At 74.4% G+C, this 22,263-nt stretch carries 16 protein-coding genes; 11 read left to right on the top strand and 5 right to left on the bottom strand.

Annotation, left to right across the window (positions count from 1 at the left end; all coding sequences use genetic code 11):
* Positions 1-150: 150 nt before the first annotated feature.
* From EDD40_RS07300 to EDD40_RS07290, 3 genes are all read left to right on the top strand, one after another.
* Positions 151-2,913 carry a DEAD/DEAH box helicase gene (locus tag EDD40_RS07300; protein WP_123742213.1) on the top strand — a complete coding sequence of 921 codons (2,763 nt, stop codon included), beginning with the start codon at positions 151-153 and terminating at the stop codon, positions 2,911-2,913.
* A 127-nt stretch (positions 2,914-3,040) separates the two neighbouring features.
* On the top strand, positions 3,041-3,745 hold the full coding sequence (locus EDD40_RS07295) for a DUF4333 domain-containing protein (protein WP_123742212.1): 705 nt from the start codon (positions 3,041-3,043) through the stop codon (positions 3,743-3,745).
* A gap of 140 nt (positions 3,746-3,885) precedes the next feature.
* Positions 3,886-5,133, top strand: a complete 1,248-nt coding sequence (locus EDD40_RS07290; RefSeq protein ID WP_246037505.1) for a GNAT family N-acetyltransferase — start codon at positions 3,886-3,888, stop codon at positions 5,131-5,133.
* Positions 5,134-5,250: 117 nt separating this feature from the next.
* On the opposite strand, the gene EDD40_RS07285 is transcribed toward EDD40_RS07290, so the two are convergent.
* Positions 5,251-6,192 carry a 5'-3' exonuclease gene (locus tag EDD40_RS07285; protein ID WP_123747833.1) on the bottom strand — a complete coding sequence of 314 codons (942 nt, stop codon included), beginning with the start codon at positions 6,190-6,192 and terminating at the stop codon, positions 5,251-5,253.
* Positions 6,193-6,630: 438 nt separating this feature from the next.
* Between EDD40_RS07285 and EDD40_RS07280 the strand changes: the two genes are divergently transcribed.
* Positions 6,631-7,758: a M24 family metallopeptidase gene (locus EDD40_RS07280; RefSeq protein WP_123742210.1), complete on the top strand. Its 1,128-nt coding sequence runs from the start codon at positions 6,631-6,633 to the stop codon at positions 7,756-7,758.
* The gene (locus tag EDD40_RS07275) at positions 7,755-8,204 is read left to right on the top strand and encodes an Lrp/AsnC family transcriptional regulator (RefSeq protein WP_184688005.1); all 450 of its coding nucleotides are present in this window, start codon (positions 7,755-7,757) and stop codon (positions 8,202-8,204) included. The genes EDD40_RS07280 and EDD40_RS07275 overlap by 4 nt, the downstream gene beginning before the upstream one ends.
* A gap of 24 nt (positions 8,205-8,228) precedes the next feature.
* Here the strand turns inward: EDD40_RS07275 and EDD40_RS07270 are convergent, their stop codons facing one another.
* Positions 8,229-8,978 carry an aminotransferase class IV gene (locus EDD40_RS07270; protein ID WP_246037504.1) on the bottom strand — a complete coding sequence of 250 codons (750 nt, stop codon included), beginning with the start codon at positions 8,976-8,978 and terminating at the stop codon, positions 8,229-8,231.
* 78 nt (positions 8,979-9,056) lie between these two features.
* Between EDD40_RS07270 and EDD40_RS07265 the strand changes: the two genes are divergently transcribed.
* Both EDD40_RS07265 and EDD40_RS07260 read left to right on the top strand, forming a co-directional pair.
* Positions 9,057-10,031, top strand: coding sequence for a GlxA family transcriptional regulator (locus tag EDD40_RS07265; protein WP_123747830.1), 975 nt, complete (start codon positions 9,057-9,059; stop codon positions 10,029-10,031).
* A gap of 32 nt (positions 10,032-10,063) precedes the next feature.
* On the top strand, positions 10,064-10,690 hold the full coding sequence (locus EDD40_RS07260; RefSeq protein WP_123742209.1) for a DJ-1/PfpI family protein: 627 nt from the start codon (positions 10,064-10,066) through the stop codon (positions 10,688-10,690).
* A gap of 209 nt (positions 10,691-10,899) precedes the next feature.
* On the opposite strand, the gene EDD40_RS07255 is transcribed toward EDD40_RS07260, so the two are convergent.
* Positions 10,900-11,838: an RNA polymerase subunit sigma-70 gene (locus tag EDD40_RS07255; RefSeq protein ID WP_123742208.1), complete on the bottom strand. Its 939-nt coding sequence runs from the start codon at positions 11,836-11,838 to the stop codon at positions 10,900-10,902.
* A gap of 106 nt (positions 11,839-11,944) precedes the next feature.
* Here EDD40_RS07255 and EDD40_RS07250 point away from each other — a divergent pair, with 106 nt between their 5' ends.
* A complete protein-coding gene (locus EDD40_RS07250) occupies positions 11,945-13,141 on the top strand; it encodes an MFS transporter (protein WP_246037503.1) in 1,197 nt (398 codons plus the stop codon).
* Positions 13,142-13,144: 3 nt separating this feature from the next.
* Here EDD40_RS07250 and EDD40_RS07245 read toward each other — a convergent pair whose 3' ends face one another.
* A complete protein-coding gene (locus EDD40_RS07245) occupies positions 13,145-15,469 on the bottom strand; it encodes a tetratricopeptide repeat protein (protein ID WP_123742206.1) in 2,325 nt (774 codons plus the stop codon).
* 38 nt (positions 15,470-15,507) lie between these two features.
* Between EDD40_RS07245 and EDD40_RS07240 the strand changes: the two genes are divergently transcribed.
* The 3 genes from EDD40_RS07240 to EDD40_RS07230 all read left to right on the top strand — a co-directional run bounded on the left by EDD40_RS07240 (position 15,508) and on the right by EDD40_RS07230 (position 21,720).
* Positions 15,508-16,662, top strand: coding sequence for an MFS transporter (locus EDD40_RS07240; protein WP_123742205.1), 1,155 nt, complete (start codon positions 15,508-15,510; stop codon positions 16,660-16,662).
* A gap of 355 nt (positions 16,663-17,017) precedes the next feature.
* Positions 17,018-18,343, top strand: a complete 1,326-nt coding sequence (locus EDD40_RS07235) for a GGDEF domain-containing protein (protein WP_123742204.1) — start codon at positions 17,018-17,020, stop codon at positions 18,341-18,343.
* A gap of 113 nt (positions 18,344-18,456) precedes the next feature.
* Positions 18,457-21,720 carry a tetratricopeptide repeat protein gene (locus EDD40_RS07230; protein WP_123742203.1) on the top strand — a complete coding sequence of 1,088 codons (3,264 nt, stop codon included), beginning with the start codon at positions 18,457-18,459 and terminating at the stop codon, positions 21,718-21,720.
* Here EDD40_RS07230 and EDD40_RS07225 read toward each other — a convergent pair.
* Positions 21,698-22,261, bottom strand: coding sequence for a DUF4865 family protein (locus EDD40_RS07225; protein ID WP_246037502.1), 564 nt, complete (start codon positions 22,259-22,261; stop codon positions 21,698-21,700). The genes EDD40_RS07230 and EDD40_RS07225 overlap by 23 nt on opposite strands.
* Positions 22,262-22,263: the final 2 nt, after the last annotated feature.

The raw sequence follows: 22,263 nt of genomic DNA, 5'->3' as shown, positions 1-22,263 counted from the left end.
TCTGTCGAGTCTGCCGCACGCTTAGCCCCTATGGTCCCTATAGCTTCAGTGTTGACTAAAAGAGCGGGTCCGGCACGCATCCCGCCGACGATCCGGGGTCCGCTGCGGATCTGAAGCGATTTTGTCGGTCCCGTGTGACAGCCTGGACAGGTGTCAAGCACTCCGCGGTCTCCAGCCGACTCGTACGCGGACTTCCGCCGCCGCTCGTCCCGACCCAAGCTGGCCGACTTCCTGGGGGTCATCTCGTTCGAACTCGACCCGTTCCAGGAACGCGCCTGCGAAGCGTTGGAGGACGGGCACGGCGTGCTGGTCTGCGCCCCGACCGGCGCCGGCAAGACGGTCGTCGGCGAGTTCGCCGTGCACCTGGCCCTCTCCGAGGGCCGCAAGTGCTTCTACACGACGCCGATCAAGGCCCTGTCGAACCAGAAGTACGCCGACCTGGTCGCCCGCTACGGCGCCGCGAAAGTCGGCCTGCTCACCGGCGACACCTCCGTCAACGGCGACGCGCCGATCGTCGTGATGACCACCGAGGTCCTGCGCAACATGCTCTACGCGGGCTCCTCCACGCTGAACACCCTCGCGTACGTCGTCATGGACGAGATCCACTACCTGGCCGACCGGTTCCGCGGCCCGGTGTGGGAGGAAGTGATCCTGCACCTGCCCGAGTCCGTGCGGCTCGTCGGCCTGTCCGCCACCGTCAGCAACGCCGAGGAGTTCGGCGAGTGGCTGGTCGAGGTGCGCGGCGACACGACCGTCGTGGTCGACGAGCACCGGCCCGTGCCGCTGTGGCAGCACATGATGGCCGGCGGCCGGATGATGGACCTGTTCGCCGGCGAAGGCCCCGACGGGCACAACCGCATCAACCCCCAACTGCTGCGGCACACCGAGGACCTGTCCCGCTTCCACGTGCCGTGGAGCCGCAACCGCAACAACAAGGACCGGGGCCGGCCGCCGCGCGGCTCCGGGTTCAAACCGCCCTCCCGCGTCGACATCGTGCAACGCCTCGACGGCGCGGGCCTGCTGCCCGCCATCGACTTCGTCTTCAGCCGCGCCGGCTGCGACGCGGCCGTCCTGCAGTGCGTGCGCTCCGGGCTGCGGCTCACCTCGGTCGACGAGGTCGAGCGGATCCGCGCTGTCATCGAGGAGAAGACCAAGGACCTGCCCCAGGGCGACCTGATGGTGCTCGGCTACTGGGAGTGGCGCGAAGCCCTGGAACGCGGCATCGCCAGCCACCACGCCGGCCTGCTGCCCGCGTTCAAGGAAACCGTCGAGGAGCTGTTCGTCAACGGCCTGGTGAAGGTCGTGTTCGCCACCGAGACGCTCGCGCTGGGCATCAACATGCCCGCCCGCACCGTCGTGCTGGAAAAACTGGTCAAGTACAACGGCGAAGCGCACGTCGACCTCACCCCCGGCGAGTACACCCAGCTCACCGGACGCGCGGGCCGGCGCGGCATCGACGTCGAAGGCCACGCCGTGGTGGTGTGGCAGCCCGGCGTCGACCCGAAAGCCGTCGGCGGCCTGGCCTCCACCCGCACCTACCCGCTGCGGTCCTCGTTCCGGCCCGGCTACAACATGGCCGTCAACCTGGTCAACCAGCTGGGCGCGGCAGCGGCCCGGGACATCCTCGAGCAGTCGTTCGCCCAGTTCCAGGCCGACCGGTCGGTCGTCGGACTGGCCCGCCGCATCGAGCGCAACCGCGAAGCCCTCGACGGCTACGCCGAAGCGATGACCTGCCACCTCGGCGACTTCACCGAGTACGCGTCACTGCGCCGCCGGGTCGCCGAGCGGGAGAAGGCGTTGGCGCGGCAGAACACCTCCGCCAAGCGGGCCGAGGCGGCGCAGTCCCTGGAACGGCTGCGCAAGGGCGACGTGATCGCCGTGCCGTCCGGGCGCCGCTCCGGGCTGGCCGTCGTCATCGACCCCGGCCTCGAACCGCTCGGCGAGGCGCGCCCGTTCGTCGTGACCGAGGACCGGTGGGCGGGCCGGCTGTCGTCCGCGGACTTCCCCCTGCCCGTGGAAGTGCTCGGCAAGATGCGGCTGCCGAAGCAGGTCGACACCCGCTCGCCCAAGTCACGGCGCGACCTCGCGGCATCGTTGCGCGCCACCGGGATCGTCGCCCCGGCCATGCGGAAACGCCGCTCCACGGCGGACGACGACGCGGAACTGGCCACGCTGCGGCGGGCGTTGCGCGCGCACCCGTGCCACGGCTGCGAGAAGCGCGAGGAGCACGCCCGCTGGGGCGAGCGGTACCACCGGCTGCTGGCCGAGACCGAGCAGGTCGAGCGCAAGGTCGCGGCCACCACCCACTCGCTGGCGCGCGAGTTCGACCGGATCCGGGGCCTGCTGCGCGAACGCGGCTACCTGCACGTCGAGGAGAACGGGCCCGGCGAGGAAGTCACCGCCCACGGCAAACGACTGACCAGGCTCTACAGCGAGTCCGACCTCCTGGCCGCGGAATGCCTGCGGCACGGCGTGTGGCGCGACCTCGACCCGGCGGAACTCGCCGCCGTCGTGTCGGCGCTCGTGTACGAGGCCCGCCGGGACGGACCGCTCGAAGCCAGGCTGCCACCGGGCAAGGTGGCGGACGCCCTCACCGCGACCGCGCGGCTGTGGGCCGAGCTGGAGGACGACGAGCGCAGGCACCGCCTCGACCGGACCCGCCAGCCCGACCCGGGCTTCGCGTGGGCCGTGTACCGGTGGGCGCGCGGCGAGTCGCTGGAGAAGGTGCTGTCCGCGGCGGAGGAGAACGGCTCCGAGCTGGGCGCGGGCGACTTCGTGCGGTGGTGCCGGCAGGTGATCGACTTCCTGGACCAGATCCGGGACGTCGTCGGCGGCGGTGATCCGGTGGGCGCCGCCGCGCGGAAGGCGGTGGACGCGTTGCGCCGCGGAGTGGTGGCGATGGCCACCGTTTGACAAAGCTTTGCGGGGCGGGTGGGTACTGTCAGCACACCTGTGGTTTGATCGCGCCCGCAAGCCTTGAACAGCTTGTCCAGTTCGTTTTCAGACCGACCTTGTCCAGACCGACCGTCGGAGGCCGAGCATGACCAGTCCGTACGGACCGTCCGGAGGGAACGACCCGCAGCCGCAGTGGGGCCAGCAGCAACAGCCCTACGGTGGTGGGTACCCGGGCACGCCGTCGGGTGGTTTCCCCGCTCAGCAGCCCAATCCCTACGGGCAGCCGGACCCCTCGCAGCAGCAACAGCAGCAGTGGGGGCAGCAGCCGGGTCAGCAGCCGTACACGCAGCAGTACCCCGCCGGGTACGACCCGAACAACCCGCAGTCGAACCCGTACGGGCAGCCGCAGCAGGGCCAGTACGGCCAGCAGCCGGGCCAGTTCGGCCAGCCGGGACAGCCCGGCCAGTTCGGCCAGCAGCCGGGCCAGTACGGGCAGCCGGGGCAGTACGGCCAGCCGCCCGCGCCGAAGAAGTCCAGCGCCGTGCTCTGGGTCGTGGTCGCACTGGTCGTGCTGGTCGTCGCGGCCGTCGGCATCACCGGATTCGTCGCGCCGGGGTTCTTCAACACCAAGGTCTTCGACCAGGCGGCCGTGCAGAACGGCGTCGTCGGCGTGCTGAAGGACGACTACAAGATCTCCGACGTCGAGGGCGCGACCTGCCCCGCCGAGCAGGAGGTCAAGCCGAACACGACCTTCGAGTGCAAGGTGAAGGTCGGCGGCAAGGACAAGACGGTCAAGATCACCGTGAAGACCGAGGACGGCGAGTACGAGGTCGGCCAGCCCGCCGGCTGACCTCCCGGTCCACCCCGAGGCCACCCCCGCCGTCCACGCGGGGGTGGCCTCGTGCTTTCCCTCACCCTCCGGTGGGACGTGCATTCTCGGGCGATGGAACTCGTTAGCGATGCGAGCGACCTCTGAGGCACCATGCCGGGGTGACCGACCACGACATCCGCGTGCTGGACGACTCCCAGTACCGGACCGCCCACACCCTGTTCCGCGGCACGCTGCACCACACGGCGGCACCCGACGACCAGTGGGCGTTCGCCCGGGAGTCCTACGACGAGGGTCGCGCGTTCGGCGCGTTCGCCGACGGGGAGATGATCGGCACGCTCCAGTCGTTCCCGTCGCGACTGGCCGTGCCGGGCGGCGCCGTGCTGCCGCACGCGGCCGTGAGCCGGGTCGGGGTGCGGGCGGACTGGACGCGCCGCGGCGTGCTGAGTGCCATGCAACGAGCGCAACTGCGGGCACTGCGGTCGGCCGGCGACGTGATCGCCACCCTGCGCGCCTCCGAGACCGCCATCTACGGCCGGTACGGCTACGGCGTCGCCACCAGGTACCGGGCCCTGCGCATCGACCGGCTCAAAGCCGCGCCGCGCACCCGCCCCGTCGGCCGGGTGCGGCTCGTCGAGGGCGAGGCGGGGGAGCGGATCGCGCGCGGCCTGTTCGACGAGCTGTCACCGGGACGCGCGGGCACCATCGCCCGGTGGCCCGCCTGGTGGAGCCTGAACGTCCGGCGCGTGGCGGCCGAGGAGAACGTCAAGATCGCCGTCCGATCCGCCGCGTCCGGCACGTCCGGCACGTCCGGCGCGTCCGCCGCGTCCGGCGAGGACGACGGCTACGTGGCGTTCAAGGTCGTGCCCGGCTCGCACGACCCGAACGAGGGCAAACCGACCACGCTGATGGTCCTGGACTTGTGGGCGCGCGACGCCGAGGCGTGGGCCGACCTGTGGCTGTTCGTGCTCGGCATCGACCTGGTGGCGGAGATCTCCGCGTTCGGCAGGCCGCTGGACGAGCCCGTGCAGTGGCTCCTGGGCGACCGGCGCGCGTGCCGGATCGTCGACGAGGCCGACGAGACGTGGCTGCGCCTGCTCGACGTCCCCGCCGCCCTGGCCGCCCGCACCTACCGCCAGGCCGAGCCGGTCGTCCTCGGCGTGCGTGACGCGTACCTGCCGGAGAACGCGGGCTCGTACCGCGTCACGGCGGACGGCGTGACCCGGGTCGACGACGCGCCCGAGCTGGTGCTGGACGTGGACGTGCTCGCCTCCGCCTACCTGGGCGACGTGTCGTTCACCAGCCTGGCCGCCGCCCGCCGCCTGGACGCCCCGACCCCCACCGCCCCCGCCCGCGCCGACGCGCTGTTCGCGGTCTCCACCCCACCCTGGAGCGGCACCTACTTCTAGCTCACCGGCCACCGCCGACCCGCGTGCCACCTGCGACTTCGAAGCCGTCCCGCGGCATGTCCCCGTCTGCCTGTCGCTGGTGACCGCCGGCTGATGGGCGGCTATGCGGCTATGCGGCTAGCGGCGTTCCAGGGCGGACAGCAGCCTGGGCAGGGAGCTGCCCAGGCCCCAACGCCGGGTCAGCTCGGCGACGCGGTCCGGGTCGACGGGAGCGGGTGGCACGGCGTCCGGGCGGTCCATGACGATCTTCGCGTCGGTTGCCACGTTGACCACGGTCGGTGCGACGGCGAGGTAGTCCTGCGCGTTGAGCAGGGCGGTGCGGGCGCGGGTGGTCAGCTTGCGGTCGCGGCCGTCGTGCACGGCGTCCAGGACGGCTTGCAGCGAGCCGAACTCGCTGATCAGCTTCGCGGCCGTCTTCTCGCCGATGCCGGCGACACCGGGCAGGCCGTCGGACGGGTCGCCGCGCAGCACGGCCATCCCGGCGTACGCGCGTCCGGCGTCCTCCACGGGCAGCGCGTACTTGGCGGCCAGCTCCTCCGGTCCGAGCAGCTCGGCCTTGGCCCAGCCGCGGCCGAGGTACAGGACTCGCACCGGGGTCGGCTCCTCGCGCACGACCTGGAACAGGTCGCGGTCGCCGGTGATCACTTCGACCGGGTCGGTGGTCTCGCGGGCGGCGAGGGTGCCGATGACGTCGTCGGCCTCGTAGCCGTCGGCCTCGGCGGTCGCGATGCCCACCGCGTCCAGCACGTCGAGGATGATGGGCACCTGCGGGGTGAGGGTGTCGGGCACTTCCTCCTCGCCGTCGGCGGCTCCCTCGGCGACGCGGTGCGCCTTGTAGGACGGCAGGGCGGCGACGCGGAACTCCGGGCGCCAGTCGGCGTCCAGGCAGGCGACCAGGCGGCTCGCCTTACGCTCGGTGATGACCTTCGCGATCGTGTCGACGAACCCGCGCACCGCGTTGACCGGTGTGCCGTCCGGTGCGGTCATCGACTCGGGCAGCGCGTAGAACGCCCGGAAGTACAGGCTGGCGGCGTCCATCAGGACCAGCGGGTTGCTCACCCGGGACAGCTTGCCAGAGTCCTCCGACATCGCGGACCGGTCTGCCCGGTCCTGTGGACAACTCCGGGCAACTGTTCCGGAGGGGCCGGTTCAGGTGCGGCTGATGAGGGGAGGGAAGGAGGGAGGGAGGAATGGGTAGGAGGGGGAAGGGAGGGGGTGTGGAGTGTGGGAGGGGAGTGCGGGGGTAGGGGAGTGCGGGGGTGGTGAGTGGGGTTGGTGGGCATGGGGGTGGTTGCGGCGGGCCTCGTTGTTTCAACCGACGTTTCACCGAGTTGGAAACGGCGTTATTTTTGGTTGGATTTCCGATGATCACCCGGTCGTGGTTGAGGGGCACGGGAAATGGCAGGTGAGGTGGGGTGCTGACCCGAACGAGGGATGGGGAGATCGGCGCGGTGGCTTGTGGCGTGGGACGGGGGCGACACCACTAGGCTGCCCTGCATGTCGACCCAAGTTGGGCCCGTCGACGTGGACGCCCTGCGCGCGCGCCTCGACCGGGCTACCGCTGCCGCTTCCATCGCGGGCGTTGACGCGTTGCTCATCGCGCCCGGTTCGGACCTGCGCTACCTCCTCGGCGCGGGCGGCACGTCGTTCGAGCGGTTGACCTGCTTGGTGGTGCCGGTCGGCGGGGCGCCGGTGCTGGTGGTGCCGAAGTTGGAGCACCCCGGCTACGCCGCCGTCCCCACCGACGAGCTCGGGGTCGAGGTCGTCACCTGGGTCGACGGCGAAGACCCGTACGCCCTGGTCAAGAAGGCGCTGAAGGGGAACCGGACCGCGGTCTCCGACATGATGCCCGCGCTGCACACGGTGCGGTTGCGGGATGTCGTCGGGGGAGAGCAGGTGTTGGCCGGGCCGGTGCTGCGGGAGCTGCGGATGCGCAAGGACGCGGCCGAGGTGGCCGCGTTGCGCGAGGCGGGCGCGGCGATCGACCGGGTGCACGCGCGGATGGCGGAGTGGCTGCGCCCCGGTCGCACGGAGGCCGAGGTGGGGGCCGACATCGCCGCCGCGATCGTCGCCGAGGGCCACGTGCTGGCCGAGTTCGTCATCGTCGGCTCGGGCCCGAACGGCGCGTCACCGCACCATGACCTGTCCGACCGCGTGATCGAGGCGGGTGACGTGGTGGTGGTCGACATCGGCGGCCCCGTGGCGGAGGGCTACCACTCCGACTCCACCCGCGACTACGTGCTCGGCGAGCCGCGTGACGCGGACGTGTGGGAGACCTACGCGGTCCTGCAGGCCGCGCAGCGGGCCGCGGTCGACGCGGTGCGGCCCGGCGTGACCTGCGCGGCGGTGGACGCCGCCGCGCGCGACATCATCGCCGACGCGGGTTTCGGCGAGTACTTCGTGCACCGCACGGGCCACGGCATCGGGCTGGACGTGCACGAGGACCCGTACATCGTCGGCGGCAACGACCTGCCGATCGAGCCGGGCATGGCGTTCAGCGTCGAACCCGGCATCTACCTGCCCGGGCGGTGGGGCGCGCGGATCGAGGACATCGTGATCGCCACCGCCGACGGCGTGGAGAGCGTCAACAACCGACCGCACGAGCTGGTGGTGTTGCCCACGTGACGAACCTGGAGCCGATCGACCGGGCGATCCTGCGCGAACTGGCCGCGGACGGCCGGTGCAGCTTCACCGACCTCGCGGAACGGGTCGGGCTGAGCGTGTCCGCCGTGCACCAGCGGGTGCGGCGGCTGGAGCAGCGGGGCGTGGTGCGCGGCTACGCGGCGCGACTGGACGGTGACGAGGTCGGCCTGCCGCTGACCGCGTTCATCTCGCTGACCCCGATCGACCCGGCGGCTCCGGACGACTACCCGAAACGGCTGGAGCACCTGCCGCAGATCGAGGCGTGCTACTCCGTCGCGGGTGACGCGTCGTACGTGCTGCGGGTGCGGGTCGCGTCGCCGACGGCCTTGGAGGAGCTGCTGAGGCAGATCCGCGAGGTCGCGAACGTGTCCACCCGCACGACGGTCGTGCTGTCCACGCCGTACGAGGACCGGCCGCCCGCGGTCTGACCGGGAACGCGTCGCACCGGCCGCTCAGACGGGGTCGGCGGGGATCGCGTCGTAGACGGCCTGGACGCGGGCGAGCGCTTCGGCGTCCACGGTGAACTCGACGTCGTCGATGCGCGACACCGCGACCACGCCGATCGAGTTGGCCAGGAACGCGCCCCGGTACCGGCCCACGTCGGCGAGCCGCACCGGCTCGCGCCGCGACGGCAGCTCCCGTTCCAGCAGCTGCATGGTGACGCCGTGCAGCCAGTCCGCCCGGGGCCACACCACGCCGTCGCCGTCGAAGAACGCGATGTTCGCGATCGAGCCCTCCACCACCACGCCGTCGCCGGTGAGCAGCGCGTCGTCGTAGCCGGCCCGGACGGCGCGGCGGGCGTGGTGCCGTTGCCCGAAACCGCCGAGGTGCTTCACGTGCGGCAACGGGCGCGTGTAGTCGACGGCCATCAGGCGTCGCGGCGTCGCCGGGGACGTGACCGGCGGGCGCACCACGACCATCACCGACGGTGAGTCGAGGCCGGACACGACGACCCGCACGGCCGCGTCACGCACGTCGTCGGCCAGCGCGTGCGAGATCAGGTCGCGGACCCGGTCGCCGGGCAACGGCGCGTCGTACAGCTCCCGGTTGGCCTGGTCGAGCCGGCGCAGGTGCAGGTGCAGGCCCTTCACCCGGCGGTCGCGGACCTGCATGGCGGTGAAGTGCCCGTAGTTGGCCAGCAGACCGGGCACGACCTGGTCGGCGGTCGGCGGTCGGCCCTCGATCTCGATCCTCGGCAGCACGGGCACGACCGTAGCGTGGCGGGAATCGAGGGTCGCCGGTCGTTGCCGCCGTCCCGGGGGCCGGAGAGGGTGGGCGGTGTGGAACGCGAGGTGCTGGTGGTCGGGTACGACGGTGCGGCGCTGACCGACATCGGCGGCCCGGCGGACGTGTTCGACGGCGCGAACCGGGCGCTGGCGGCCGACCGGGCGAACGGCGGCTACCGGGTGCGGTTGGCGGGGGTCGGCGGCGGGTTCGAGGTGACCGGCGGGTTGCGGATGGCGGCCGAGGACCTGCGGGAGGTGTCCGGAGGGGTGGACACGGTCCTCGTGGTCGGCGGTTTCACGTTCGCCGACGCGGCCCGCGACGCCGAGCTGCTGCACCACCTGCGGCGGGTCGCGGGTGGCGCGCGGCGGGTGGCGAGCGTGTGCACGGGCGCGTTCGTGCTCGCGGCGGCCGGGCTGCTGGACGGCGCGCGGGCGACGACGCACTGGGCGTTCTGCGACCGGCTCGCCGCCGAGCACCCGTCGGTGGACGTGGTGCCGGACGCGATCTACGTGCGGGACGGGCGGCTGGCCACGTCGGCCGGTGTCACCGCGGGCATCGACCTCGCGCTGGCGCTGGTGGAGCGCGACCACGACGCGGCCCTGGCCCGGCTGGTCGCCCGGTGGATGGTGGTGTTCCTGCAACGCCCCGGCGGCCAGTCCCAGTTCAGCGTCCGGTCGCGGGTGCCGCCGGTGCGGGAGCCGGGGCTGCGGGCGGTGCTCGACGCGATCACCGACGACCCGGCGGCCGGGTGGACGGTCGAGGGGATGGCCCGCCGCGCCGCGATGAGCCCCCGGCACTTCGCCCGGGTGTTCCCGCGCCGGGTCGGCGTGTCGCCCGCCCGGTACGTCGAGCGGGTCCGGGTGGAGGCGGCCGCCGGGTTGTTGGAGTCCGGCGACGAGGGGTTGGACGTCGTCGCCAGGCGCACGGGTTTCGGCTCGGCGGAGACGCTGCGCCGGGCCTTCCTGCGGGTGCTCGGCGTGACGCCGGGCGGTTACCGCGACAGGTTCCGCACCACCGGTGCGGCCTGAGGCAGCGAGACCGAGGAACGAGGGGTGTCGACGTGGACGTGGCTTTCGTGCTCTACCCGAGGATGACCGCGCTGGACCTGGTGGGGCCGTACGAGGTGCTCGGCCACCAACCGGAGGTGACCTCGCACTTCGTCGCCGCCTCACGCGAGCCGGTGACCACCGACGCCGGGTTGGTGGTCGTGCCGACGGCCACGTTCGCCGAGCTGGACCGCGCCGACGTGATCGTGGTGCCCGGTGGCGGCGGCTGGGCGGAGGTGCTGGAGGAGGGGGTGGTCGCGGCGTGGCTGCGCGTGGCGCACCCGACCGCGACCTGGACCGCGTCGGTGTGCAGCGGGTCGACGCTGCTCGCGCAGGCCGATGTCCTCGACGGCCGCCCGGCGACCACGCACTGGGCGTTGCGCGACGAGCTGGCCGCCCGGGGCGCGGTGGTCGCCACCGACCGGGTGGTGGTCGACGGGTCCGTCGTCACCGGCGCCGGGGTGTCCGCCGGGATCGACCTGGCGCTCACCCTCGTCGGGTTGATCTGGGGCGACGAGCGGGCCCGGTTCACCCAGCTGCTCATCGAGTACGACCCCGAGCCGCCCTACCGGGCCGGTTCCCCCGAGTCGGCGCCCGCCGAACTCGTCGCCCTCGCCCGCGGCGTGTTCGCGGGGCGCTGACCGGGTCACCGCGGCCGGCACGGCGGGCCGCCCGCCGTGCCGGCGCAGGACCCGCAGCGGCAACCCGGCCAACGCCGGCACCGAGCCCTCCCCGAACAGCTCGCCGTCCAGGTCGAGGGTGCCACCGAGCACGATCACCAGCGCGTCGCGCCACTCGTCGGGGTCGTACGGGGCGGCGCCCGCCACGGTCACCAGCCGGACGTCGAAGCTCACAGCGCCGCGGGGAGGCCGAAGAGCGGGAACCGGTCCGACGGGAACGTGGTGATCTCCGCGATCACGCCGTCCTCGATCCGCAGCACGTCCAGCGCCACGGGCCGGAAGTGCTCCTCGCCGGGCTTGCGGGCGTAGTTGGCGAGGGCGGGCTGGCGGTTGGCCCACGTCTGGACCACCTTCCACTCGCCGAACGCCCGCGGGCCCACCATCACCGACGCGCAGATGTCCATCACGGCGTCCCGGCCGAGGTGCCACTCGGGCTGCGGCGGCATCGTCCAGGTGACGTCCTCGCGCAACGCCGCGGCCATCAGGTCCAGGTCGCAGCGCTCGGTGGCCTCGACGAACCGGCGGATCACCGCCTTCTCCTGCGGGTTCGGCCCGCCCGTCCAGTCGGCACGCCGTTGCGGCAGGTGCTTGCGCATGGTGACGCGGGCGCGTTGCAGCGCGCTGTTCACCGCGGTCACCGTGTCCTCCAGCAGCGCCGCCGTCTCGCTCGCCGGCCAGCCCAGCACGTCCCGCAGCACCAGCACCGCCCGCTGCTTGGCGGGCAGGTGCTGCACCGCGGCCAGGAACGCCAGCTCGATCGTCTCCCGCGCCACCACCTCCACGTGCGGCTCGGCGTCCAGCAGGGCGTCCGGGAACGGCTGCAACCACGGCACGTCGGCCACCGGCACCTCCTCGGTGACGCCCTGCGCGGGCCTGCGGTTGATCACGTCGAAGCACGCGTTCGTGGCGATCCGGTAGAGCCAGGCGCGGAACGACGACCGGCCCTCGAACGTGTCGCGGGCGCGCCACGCCTTGAGGAACGTCTCCTGCACGAGGTCCTCGGCCTCGTCGAACGAGCCGAGCAGCCGGTAGCAGTGCACCCGAAGCTCGTGGCGGTACCGCTCGGCCTCTCGCGTGAAGTCGACCGTCATCTGCTCAACCCCGCTCATGGTCACCCTCCGGGCTTGTACGGTGGCGTGCCGGTCGCACGCCGCACAAGTTGTGACTCGGCGGGCCCGGGAAACTCATCGGTCGCCGTGGGATCGGGGGGAGCAGGTGGTCGGGGGCACGGGGTTCCGCGCGGTGTTCGCGGTGCCGGAGTTCCGGGTGTTGTGGTCGGCCGCGGTGCTCTCGACCGTGGGCGACCAGCTGGCCCGGGTGGCGTTGTCGGTGCTGGTGTTCCAGCGCACCGGGTCCGCGGCGTGGACCGCGTCGACCTACGCGCTGACCATGCTGCCCGCGCTGGTGTCGGGGGTGCTGCTGACCGGGCTGGCCGACCGGTACCCGCGGCGGACCGTGATGGTGGTCGCCGACGTGGTGCGGGCCGTGCTGCTGGCCGTGATGGCGGTGCCGGGCGTGCCGTTGCCGCTGGTGGCGGCGCTGCTGGTGCTGTCGCAGCTGGCCGAGCCGCCGTTCGCGGCCGCGCAGGGCGCGCTGCTGCCGTCCGTGCTGGGGGAGAAGTACGAGGCGGGGCAGTCCGTGCACCTGATCACCCACCAGGCGGGGCTGCTGCTGGGGTTCGTCGGCGGCGGGCTGGTGGTGGCGTGGCTGGGCACGTCCGGCGCGCTGCTCGCCGACGGGGTGACGTTCGCGCTGTCGGCGCTGCTGCTGCGGTTCGGCCTGCGGCACCGCCCGGCGCCGGCGTTCGTGCCGGCCGCGCGGGCCCGGATCCGGGCGGGCGCCGCGCTGGTGTGGCGGGACCGCCGGCTGCGGCTGCTGGTCGGCCTCGGGTGGCTGGCGCTGTTCACCGTGGTGCCGGAAGGGCTGGCCGCGCCGTTCTCGGCGGAGGTCGGCGCGGGCGCGGCGGGTGTCGGCCTGCTGCTGGCCGCCGACCCGGCCGGGATGGTGCTGGGCACGGTGCTGCTGCGCTTCCTGCCCGCGTCGACGCGGGTGCGGCTGCTCGGGCTGCTCGCGGTGGCCACCGCGTTGCCGCTGGTCGGGTACCTGTTCGCGCCGGACCTCGTCGGCGCGGTGGCGTTGCTGGCGGTGAGCGGGGTGTTCAGCGCGTACCAGGTGACGGCGGGCGCGACGTTCGTGCGCCTGGTGCCGGACGGGCAGCGCGGCCAGGCGTTGGGCTTCGCCCGCAGCGGCCTGGTCGCCGCGCAGGGCGTCGGCGTGGCCGCGGGCGGCCTGCTGGCGTCCGCGACGGGCTCGGCGGGCGCCGCGATCGCCGTGGCGGGCGTCGCGGGCACCGTCCTGGCCCTCACCGCCACCGCCGCGTGGTCCCGCGTGGCGCCGGCCGCGGTCGCCTGACGGTCAGGGCCGGGGGACGTCGCCCGGCCACGGCAGCGCCGGCGTGTGGCGGCCCGCCAGGGTGGTCAGGAACGAGCCGGTGTGCGCCGTGGTCGGGTGGTCGGGGCCGCGGACGTCCCTGAGCAGCGTCCGCGTGCGGCGCAGCGTGCGCGACGCCCACCGCAGCCGGGTGGCGTCGTCCCGCGCCAGGGCGAGCCGGCCGACGGCGTAGGCGTGCAGCTGCCGGGCGAGCAGGGCGTCGGGGTGGCGGCGCCCCAGGTGCCGTGCCCGGCCGGCGGCCAGCAGGTGGAACTCCTCCGCCGCCTCGTCCCACCGGCCCTGCCAGGCCAGCGTCTTGCCCAGGCTCTCCCGCGTGTCGAGGGTGTCGGGGTGGTCGGCGCCGATCAGCGCGGCGCGGTCGGCCAGCACCGCGCGGTAGCCGCGCTCGGCCTCCGGCCAGCGGCCCTGCATGCCCACGCTCCAGCACAACATGCAGCGGGTGTGCAGGATGTCGATGTCGTCGTGGTCCAGGCCCGGCCGGGCGCGGCGCCGGTCCCGGACCGCACGCAGCTCGCGCTCCGCGTGCGCCCAGTCACCCCGCCGCCCGGTGGTCCACGCGAGGTCGTGGCGGGTGTGCAGGGTGTCGGGCCGGTCGGCGCCGCCGGGCAGCGCGCCCTGCGCCGCCAGCACCTCGCCCAGGACCCGCTCCGCCTCGGCGAACTCGCCCAGCTCCCGCAGCGCCCACCCCCGCACGTGCCGCAGCCGCAGGTAGGCCGGGTCCGCGTGGCAGCCCAGGTCGCGGGCGACGGCCATGGCCCGCACCACGAGGTCCTCGGCCCGCCGCTCGGCGCGGCTCCACAGGTACGCGGTCGCGCACGTGGTCACGCAGTCGAGCAGCCGCACCCGGTCCCCGTGGTCGAGGAGCGGGCCGACCTGCGCGAGCAGGTGGTGCACGTGCGGGGTGAGCAGGTGGAACCTCGGCCAGTGCGCCGCGGTGCCGACCCGCAGCGCGTCGACCGCCGCGCCGATCGCGGCGACCGCGACCCGGCGGGTCCGCGCGGGCCGGGGGTCACCGGGCGCGAGGGCGTTCATCACCGCGCCGGTGACCTCGGCGATGAACGGGTGCACCCGGACCGCCGGGACGTCGCCGCCGTCCTCGGGGCGTTGCGCCAGGCCGACCGAGGCCAGGCCGCGCAGCCCCGTGAAGATCGTCTCCAGGTCGCCGGCCGGTGACGGCTCGAGGTCCAGCCGGCGGGTGAGCAGCCGCCGTCCCGGCGCCTCCGGGTCCACCGCCGTGAGCAGCTCCTCCGGCACCGGCGCGCCGGGCGCGTAGCAGGCCAGCAGCCACAGCAGCTCCCTGGCGTGAGGCAGGCCGCTCGCGGCCAGGGCGTCCAGCGACAGCTCCCACGTCTGGCCGACCAGGTCGCGGCGGCCCCGGTTCGAGGACAGGTCGAAGACGCCCGCCACGCCGTCGACGTCGACCGCGTGGCGGTACCGGTCGAACGTCGGCCAGGCCACGAAGTCGCCGCCCAGGTACAGCCCCGCCATCCGCAGGGCCAGCGGCAGCCCGCCGAGCCGGTCGGCGAGGGCGTTCGCCGCCCGCTCGTCACCCGCGCGCGGCGCGAGGTCCAGCAGCACGCGGGCGCTCGCCGCCCGGTCCAGCGGGCCGATCGGGGTCGCCTCCACGTGCCCCGGCCAGCTCGACCGGTCGTGCCGGCGCGACGTCACCAGCACCAGCCCGGTCGCGGACTCGCGGACCCAGCCGGTGCCGTCGGGCGGGCCGAGCAGCTCCGGCACGTCCGCGTTGTCGACGACGAGCAGCCAGCCCGGCTCGATCCGCTCGAGCCGCCGCCAGACCAGGTCGGCGACGTCGCCGAGGCCCGCGACCCGGTGCGCCCGGATCGCCTCCTGGTGGGCGACGCCGAGACCGAGGTCGCGGGCCAGGCCGACCAGCCCGCCCGACAGGTGCTCCTCGGTGACCGCGCTGATCCACCAGACCCGCCGCCCGTGCTCCCGCTGCGCCCGCCGGGCGACGATCCCCGCGACCGTCGACTTGCCCATGCCGCCCGCCCCGACCAGCAGGCGCGGACCGCCGGGCCGCGGGTCGAGCACCCGGTCGAGCAGGTCGGCCACGACCGCCTCCCGCCCGTGCGCGACCGGCGGGCCGGGTTCGGTCGGCACCGCGGTCGAGATCCCGGTGACGACCCAGTCGTCCCCGGGCCGGGTGGCCGGCCCGTGCACGTGCACCTCGCCGATGGTCCCCGCCTGCACCGCCGCCCCGGTCACCGCGCCGGACAGCGAGTTGGCGGTCGTCGCGACCTCGCCGGGTAACCCGGGTCCGTCCTCCATCGCGCCCCCTTCGCCGTGGCCACCGGGATCATGATGCCGTGCTGTGGCGCAATCGGTCGTTCCTCCTGGTGTGGGCCGGGCAGTCCGTGTCCCTCGTCGGGTCCCAGGTGACGGTGGTCGCCGTGCCGCTGGTGGCGGCGTGGACGTTGGGCGCGGGCGCCTGGGAGATCGGGGTGGTGACCGCGTGCGGGCGGTTGCCGTACCTGGTGTTCGGGCTGCCCGCCGGGGTGTGGGTCGACCGGTTGCCGCGGCGGGTGGTGGCCGGGGTGTGCGCGGTGGGGCAGGCGGTGAGCCTGGGCGTCGTGCCGGTCGCGGCGGGGCTGGGGCTGCTGTCGGTGGGGTTGCTGGCCGCGGTGGCGGCGGTGGCGGGGGTGTTCGCCGTGTTCGGCGACATCGCCGGGCTGGCGCTGGTGCCGATGGTGGTGCCCGCCGGGCAGCTGACGCGCGCCCAGGGCGTCGTGGAGGTGGGGCAGGCGACGGCGCAGGTGGCCGGGCCCGCGGTGGGCGGCTGGCTGGTCGGCGCGGTCACCGCGGCGGGCGCGCTGGTGGTCGACTCGCTCAGCTTCCTGGTCGCGGCGGTGGCGTTGGCGTGGGTCCGGGTCGTCGAACGGCCGCAGCCCGGCGCCGGCATGTGGGCCGGCGTGCGGGCGGTGTTCGGCCACCAGGGGTTGCGGCGGGTCACGCTGTGCACCGCGACGCAGGTCTTCTGGTTCAACGCCTTCACCGTCGTGGTGCTGCTGCACCTGGTGTCGGCGCTGGGCCTGTCGGCGGCCCAGGCTGGGCTGACGCTGTCCGCCGGCGCCGTCGGCGGGCTGCTCGGCGCGCTCGTCGCGGCCCGGGTGGGCGAGCGGTGGGGCAGGCGGCGGACGATGGTCGCCGCGATCCTCGTCACCGGCGCGGGGCAGGCGGCGGTCGCGGCGGACCAGCTGGTGATCGGCGCGGTGGCGGTGATGTGGTTCGCGCTCCAGGTCTACAACGTGCACCAGGTGCCGGTGCGCTACGAGGCGACGCCCGCCGCCCTGCACGGCCGCGTCAACGCGACCATCCGCACCGCGGTCTGGGGCACCGCGCCCGCCGGCGCGCTGGTGGGCGGGCTGCTCGGCGACGCCGTCGGGCCGCGGGCGACGCTCGTGCTCAGCGGCCTGGGCGTCGCGACGGCGTGCCTGTGGCTGGTCCGGGCGCGCGTCGGGTGAGCGCGCCGGCCGCGGGAGTCGGGTGCTCGCCGCGGCCCGCGTGGTGTCGTTCACCGGGGTGGGAACCCGTCTTCACCAGATCTTGTCGCGCATGGCGGCGCACCTCCCCTCGACGTGGCACTCGGCGGGAACACCGGCAGCAGGGGGATCACCAGATCTTGTCGCGCACGACCACACCTCGCCTCCGTCTCGACACGGCCTCCGACCGGCGGTGTCACCAGATCTTGTCGCGCACCGCGATCACCTCCAGTGGGTCGCGTCACCCCGGTAGCGGCTGACATCGCCACAGGTCACCATTACTGTGACCCTCCGTCCGGACGCCATGACGGTCCGGGGTAGACAGTCGTGAGGAACCATGGGCAGAGCGCGTTCGACGTCGTCGGGCGGTCGACGCTGGTCACTATGGTCCCTGCCGGGGCAGGCCCTGGTGTACGTGCTGTCGGTGGATCTCCTCGCCGTTCTCGCGCTCGCCGCGGCCACCGCGTGGCCCGTGCCCGCCGGCTCGTGGACCACGTTCGCCGTCCTCGCCGGCTGCGCCGCGCTGCACCTGCACTGCTCGCGCTGGATCGAGCGCATCCGCCGCGACCACAGCCACCTGCCGCACGTCGACCTGTGCAGCATCTGGATCCTGGCCGGCGCCCTGGTGCTGCCGCCCTCGCTCGCCGTCGCGCTCGTCGTGCTGATGTACGCGCACCGCTGGTGGGTCGTCGGCCGCTGGGACGCCTCACGCCCACCGCACCGCAACGTGTTCACCACGTCGATGATGGTGCTGGCCACGCTCGCCGCGAGCGGCGTGGCGGGCCTCACCGGACTGCGCGGGCACCTCCTCGCCGGCCGGCCCGGCGGCGCGCTGGACCTCGTCGGCCTGGTCGGCGCGGGCGCGGCGCAGTGGCTGGTCAACACCGCCCTGGTGGCCGCGGTCATCCTGCTGACCGTGCGGCCCCGCTCGGTGAAGGACGCCATCGGCAGCGGCGCGGACAACCTGCTCGAAGCGGGCCAGCTCGCGATGGGCGGCTTCGTCGCCCTCGCCGTGGCGTGGTGGCCCGGGTTCGCGCTGCCGATGGTCGTCGCGGCCGTCGCCCTGCACCGCACCGTGCTGATCCACCAGCTGGAGCTGGCCGCCCGCACCGACACCAAGACCGGCCTGCTCAACGCCGAGGCCTGGCACCTGCAGGCGACGCTGGAACTGCAGCGCACCCGGCAGCAGCCGCCCGGCTCGCGCGTCGGCCTGTTCATGATCGACGTCGACCACTTCAAGGACATCAACGACACGCACGGCCACCAGACCGGCGACCTCGTGCTGCGGCGCATCGCGGCGGCGTTGGAGAGCGCGGTGCGGCGGGGCGACGCGGTGGGCCGCTTCGGCGGCGAGGAGTTCGCCGTGCTGCTGCCCGGCGTGGACCACGAGGAAGCGACCGCGGTCGCCGACCGGGTGCGCTCCGAGGTCCACCGGGTGCGCGTGGACGTCGGCGACGGCGGCGTGGTGGCGGGGCTCACGGTCAGCATCGGCATCGCGGTGTGGCCGGAGGTCGCCGAGGACACCGTCTCCGGGCTGCTCGCGGCGGCGGACTCGGCGCTGTACGAGGCGAAGCGGCTGGGCCGCGACCAGGCGCAGTCGGCGGGCAGCCGCCGTCGCGCCCGGTGGACGCCCGCGGCCCGGTCCGAACGTCCCGGGGTGTAACAACCGCGACTACCCGGCGGATCTGCTGCAGGTCGGGCCTCCGGTGGCGTAGTTTCTGCCCGCCACCTCCGAACACGGTGGACACCCTCCTCGCCTGCAAGGGTCGTGAGCCAGTGGACCTCGGTGCCCCGCACGGCATCCGCTTCCGCTTCGAAGCGGGGCTGCTGCGTGCCGTCCTGCTCGACGCGCACCGCAAACCGCCCGTCGACGCGGGCGAGGAGCTGACCGCCGAGGCCGGCGCCCGCGACCTGCTGGTCGAGGAGACCCGGGACGGGCACGTGCGCGCGGTGCTGAGGCAGCGGTTCGACCTGCCCGCGCCCGCGCGGTGGCGGCTCGTCGTGGACGCGCCCGCCACCGAGACCCCCGACGGCGTGTCGTTCGCCCTGCCGGACTCGGTGACGCTGCTGGTGTCCGGCTCGGCGCCGTGCGAGGTCGTGCCCGGCGGCGTGGGCGTGCGGCTGCCCGCCGGCGAGTCCACCCTGGACGTCACGGTGATCAGCGAGCCCGTGTTCGAGGTCGGCGACACGGTCGTGGTGTGCCGCCCGGACCAGCTGCGGGAGGCCGCGGTCGTGGTGTCGTGCCTGCCCGCGGACCGCGTCACGCCCGTCGTCGCGCTGAGACCCGGCGACCCCTCGTCGTACCGGCACGACCGGCTGGTGGCGCACCTGCTCGGCACGACGGGCGTGCGCCGCGCGGTGTTCCTCGCCGAACCGGACGAGCCGCTGTTCGGCGACCTGCCCGAACACCTGCACCTGCCGTGCGAGGACCCCGTCGGGCTGACCGCCAAGGCGTGGGAGCTGCTGCGTGGCGGCGAGCCCGCGCGCACGCTCGACGTGGCGCCGGACGCCGACTTCGTCGCCGCCCTGTTCACCGCCCTGCGCGCGGGCGCGGCGCTGCGCGTGGACGAGGACGCGCCGCCGGTGCCGTTCGCCGAGCACAACCCCGACCGCGGCGACGAGGCCGTGCTGGTCGAGCGCACCGGCGAGGCGGACGGCCTGATGGCCGCCGTCTACGCGCACCACCGGGGCGCCCGGCTGGTCGTCGTCCCGGAGCCGGACCTGGCCGTGGTGGGCGCGGTGGTGGCCGAGGAGCAGGAGCGGGTCACCGCGGCGGCGGGCGCGATCGGCGACGCGGTCAAGGGCATCGGGTTCGTCGAGGCGCTGTGGCGGTACCTGTCCAGCGGCGGGCACGACCCGTACGCGGCGGTCGAGGCCGCGGTCACCGCGCAGGTGCCCGCCGAGGCGGTCGCGGAGGTGGGCGACCGGCGGCTGACCGCGTTCACCTCCGGCCTGCCCTACTCGTTCGTGCACACCGAGGACGTGAACTGGGCGCGCAAGCCGGTCGGGCACGTGGTGGCCGACCCGGCGCTGGTCGTGCTCACCGAGCTGCACCGCGCGGGCGTGGCGCGCGAGCCCGGCGCGTTCAGCCTGGTGTTCGACCCCGGCGCGTTCCAGGAGCACCCCGAGACGACCGCGTCGCCGGGCCACCACACCCACCCGATCGTGCTGTCCGAGCGGGACGCCTCGCCGGACGCGCTGCGCGACCTGGTCGTGGACCTGCCCGTCGAGCTGGTGTTCTTCAACTGCCACGACGCCGACGGCGCGATCGTGCTGGGCGGGCACGCGCTGCCCGACGACGACCTGCCGGTGACGCTGCGGCACCGGCCGATCGTGTTCAACAACTCGTGCCGGTCGTGGACGCGGCTGGGTCGGGAGTTCGTCCGGGCCGGCGCGCGCGGCTACATCGGCACCCTGTGGACCATCCCGCCGAACCTGGCCGCCGGGTTCGCCCGCACCGTCGTGCGGCGGCTCACCGCCGAGGAGACGCCCGCCGCGCGGGCCATCGTCGACACCGGCACGCCGGGCGGCCTCGAGCGGTCCTACCTCTACGTCGGCACGGTCAACGGCCGGCTGGACGAGTGGCGCGACCGGTCCACCACCGACGCCGAGGCCGCGCTGACCGGGTGCGAGCTGCTGGCCGCCGCCGTCCGCGACCACTCGGACCCCCTGTCGCCCGTGCTGCGCCGGGAGCTGTCCGCGCTGCGCGAGGTCGCCGACACGGGCGAGGCGACCGGCACCGCGGCCTACGCCGACGTGCTGCTGGCCGAGCTGGGGCTGGAGGACGACGACGAGCGGGCCGGCGTCCTGGTCGAGCGGGTCGACGCGCTGCTGGCCGGGCTCGACCTGCCCGAGGACGAGCTGGAAGCCCTCTGGGCCACCAGGTTCGAGCTGACCGGCGCCCGCGCCGAGCGGCGTGGGGAATACGGGGCCGCGCTCGCGGACTTCGAACGGTGTGTGGGCTTGGGCGACGCGTGCCGCGACCGGGCGGACGTCCTGCTGCGGATGGCGAGGCTGCTGATGCGCGAAGGCAGAACCGACGAAGCCGGACAGGCGGCGCGGCTGGCGTACGAGGAGCACCGGGCGCGGGGTGACGGGCCCGGGCAGCTGGAGTCGATCGCCGTGCTCGACGGCCTCGGCGACACCGACCCCGCGACCTCCGTCCGGTACGCCGTCGAGGGCCACGACCTGGCCGAGGAGCTGGGCGACCGCGCCCGGCAGGCCGAGTTCAAGCTCGCCGAGTGCGACCGCCGCCGTGAGCGGGGCGAGCTCGCCGAGGCGATCGAGGCCGGGTCGCGGGCCGTGGAGCTGTTCCGCGACCTGGGCGACGACCGGCGGGAGCTGGCCGCGTTGCGCCGGCTCGGCGCGTGCCACCGCGACCGGGGCGACCTGGAGACCGCGCAGCACTACGCCGCCGTGGGCCTGGCCCGGGCCGAGCAGGTGGGCGCGGCGGCCGAGGTGGCGTCGTTCCACGACGACCTGGGCGGGGTGCTGAGCGCGCGCGGCGAGCACGGCGCGGCGCTGGGGCACTACCGGCACGCCGTGGAGAAGCTGGTCGCGACCGGCGCGTGGGAGCGCGGCGCGGAGCTGCTGCCGCACCTGGCCGTCGGCGCGGTCCGGGCGGGCGACCCGGAGGCGCTGTGGACCGCGGCCCTGAGCGGCGGCCTGATCTGCGAGGTCGCGCCGCGCGAGGTGTGGGCGTCGGTCGTGCCGCTGGTGGTCGACTCGATCAAGCGGGCGATCGAGACCGGTCCGCTGGAGCTGACCGAGCGCGGCATGACCGACTTCGCCAGCGCGGTGACCGCGGGCAGGCGGGAGGACATGCCGTTCCAGGTCGGGCTGCTCGCGGACGTCGTGGTCGTGCTGCTGGCGTGGCTGATGGACCGCGCCGACCACGGCATCGTCGCCTTCGCCCGCGAGCTGGACCGCAGCAGCGGCGGCGTGTTCGACCTCGTCGGCTACGTGGCCGTGCCGTACGCCGACCGCGCCCGCAACCCCGGGGCGGGCCGGTCGCGGCTTACCAGTGGCGGCCCGCGCTGAGGTCGTCCAGCTCGGGGCGCGACAGGTGCAGCACCTGGAAGCGGACCCCGACGTCGGGCGCGGTGCTCCACAGGCTGAAGTGCACCAGCTCCCAGTTCCGGGGGTCGATCGCCAACGCGGTCGAGTGCAGCGCGGGGTCGCCTCGGAGTCCCGCGAGGTCGTCGAGAGCCCGGTCGACCGCCTCGGCCGGGTCGGCGTCGGCGGCCAGGCGCCACGTGCGCTTGGTGGCGGCGGTGGCGTGGTCGGCGGCTCCGCGTTCGAAGGCGAGACCCGCCCAGTGCTGCACGGTCGGGCGACCGAAGTCGGCGCTCAGGCCGCGGAACCCCGGCCCCCACAGGAAGCTGTTCATGCCCTCCGCGGTGCGCCACAGGTAGAACGGCGCGTACTGGTTGACCGGCGAGCCGTCGACACCGCGTTCCCGCGCGCAGTAGGCCTTGAGCCCCAGGCCGGGGAACGCGTCCAGCGCGGAGCCCCTGGTGGCGACGCGGGTGCGGATGACGTCCATGTCGTAGTCGGCGGGCAGGGTGATCTCGTAGTGCATCG

Source organism: Saccharothrix texasensis (genome assembly GCF_003752005.1).
Classification (GTDB): domain Bacteria; phylum Actinomycetota; class Actinomycetes; order Mycobacteriales; family Pseudonocardiaceae; genus Actinosynnema; species Actinosynnema texasense.
This window is presented reverse-complemented; position numbering and strand designations above follow the sequence as displayed.

What these genes read in the sequence shown, in the direction of transcription:
- EDD40_RS07295 (WP_123742212.1), top strand. Translation starts at nt 3,041, where the DNA reads ATGACCAGTCCGTACGGACCGTCCGGAGGGAACGACCCGCAGCCGCAG.
- EDD40_RS07280 (WP_123742210.1), top strand. Translation starts at nt 6,631, where the DNA reads ATGTCGACCCAAGTTGGGCCCGTCGACGTGGACGCCCTGCGCGCGCGC.
- EDD40_RS07255 (WP_123742208.1), bottom strand. Translation starts at nt 11,838, where the DNA reads ATGAGCGGGGTTGAGCAGATGACGGTCGACTTCACGCGAGAGGCCGAG.
- EDD40_RS07245 (WP_123742206.1), bottom strand. Translation starts at nt 15,469, where the DNA reads ATGGAGGACGGACCCGGGTTACCCGGCGAGGTCGCGACGACCGCCAAC.
- EDD40_RS07235 (WP_123742204.1), top strand. Translation starts at nt 17,018, where the DNA reads ATGGGCAGAGCGCGTTCGACGTCGTCGGGCGGTCGACGCTGGTCACTA.
- EDD40_RS07225 (WP_246037502.1), bottom strand. Translation starts at nt 22,261, where the DNA reads ATGCACTACGAGATCACCCTGCCCGCCGACTACGACATGGACGTCATC.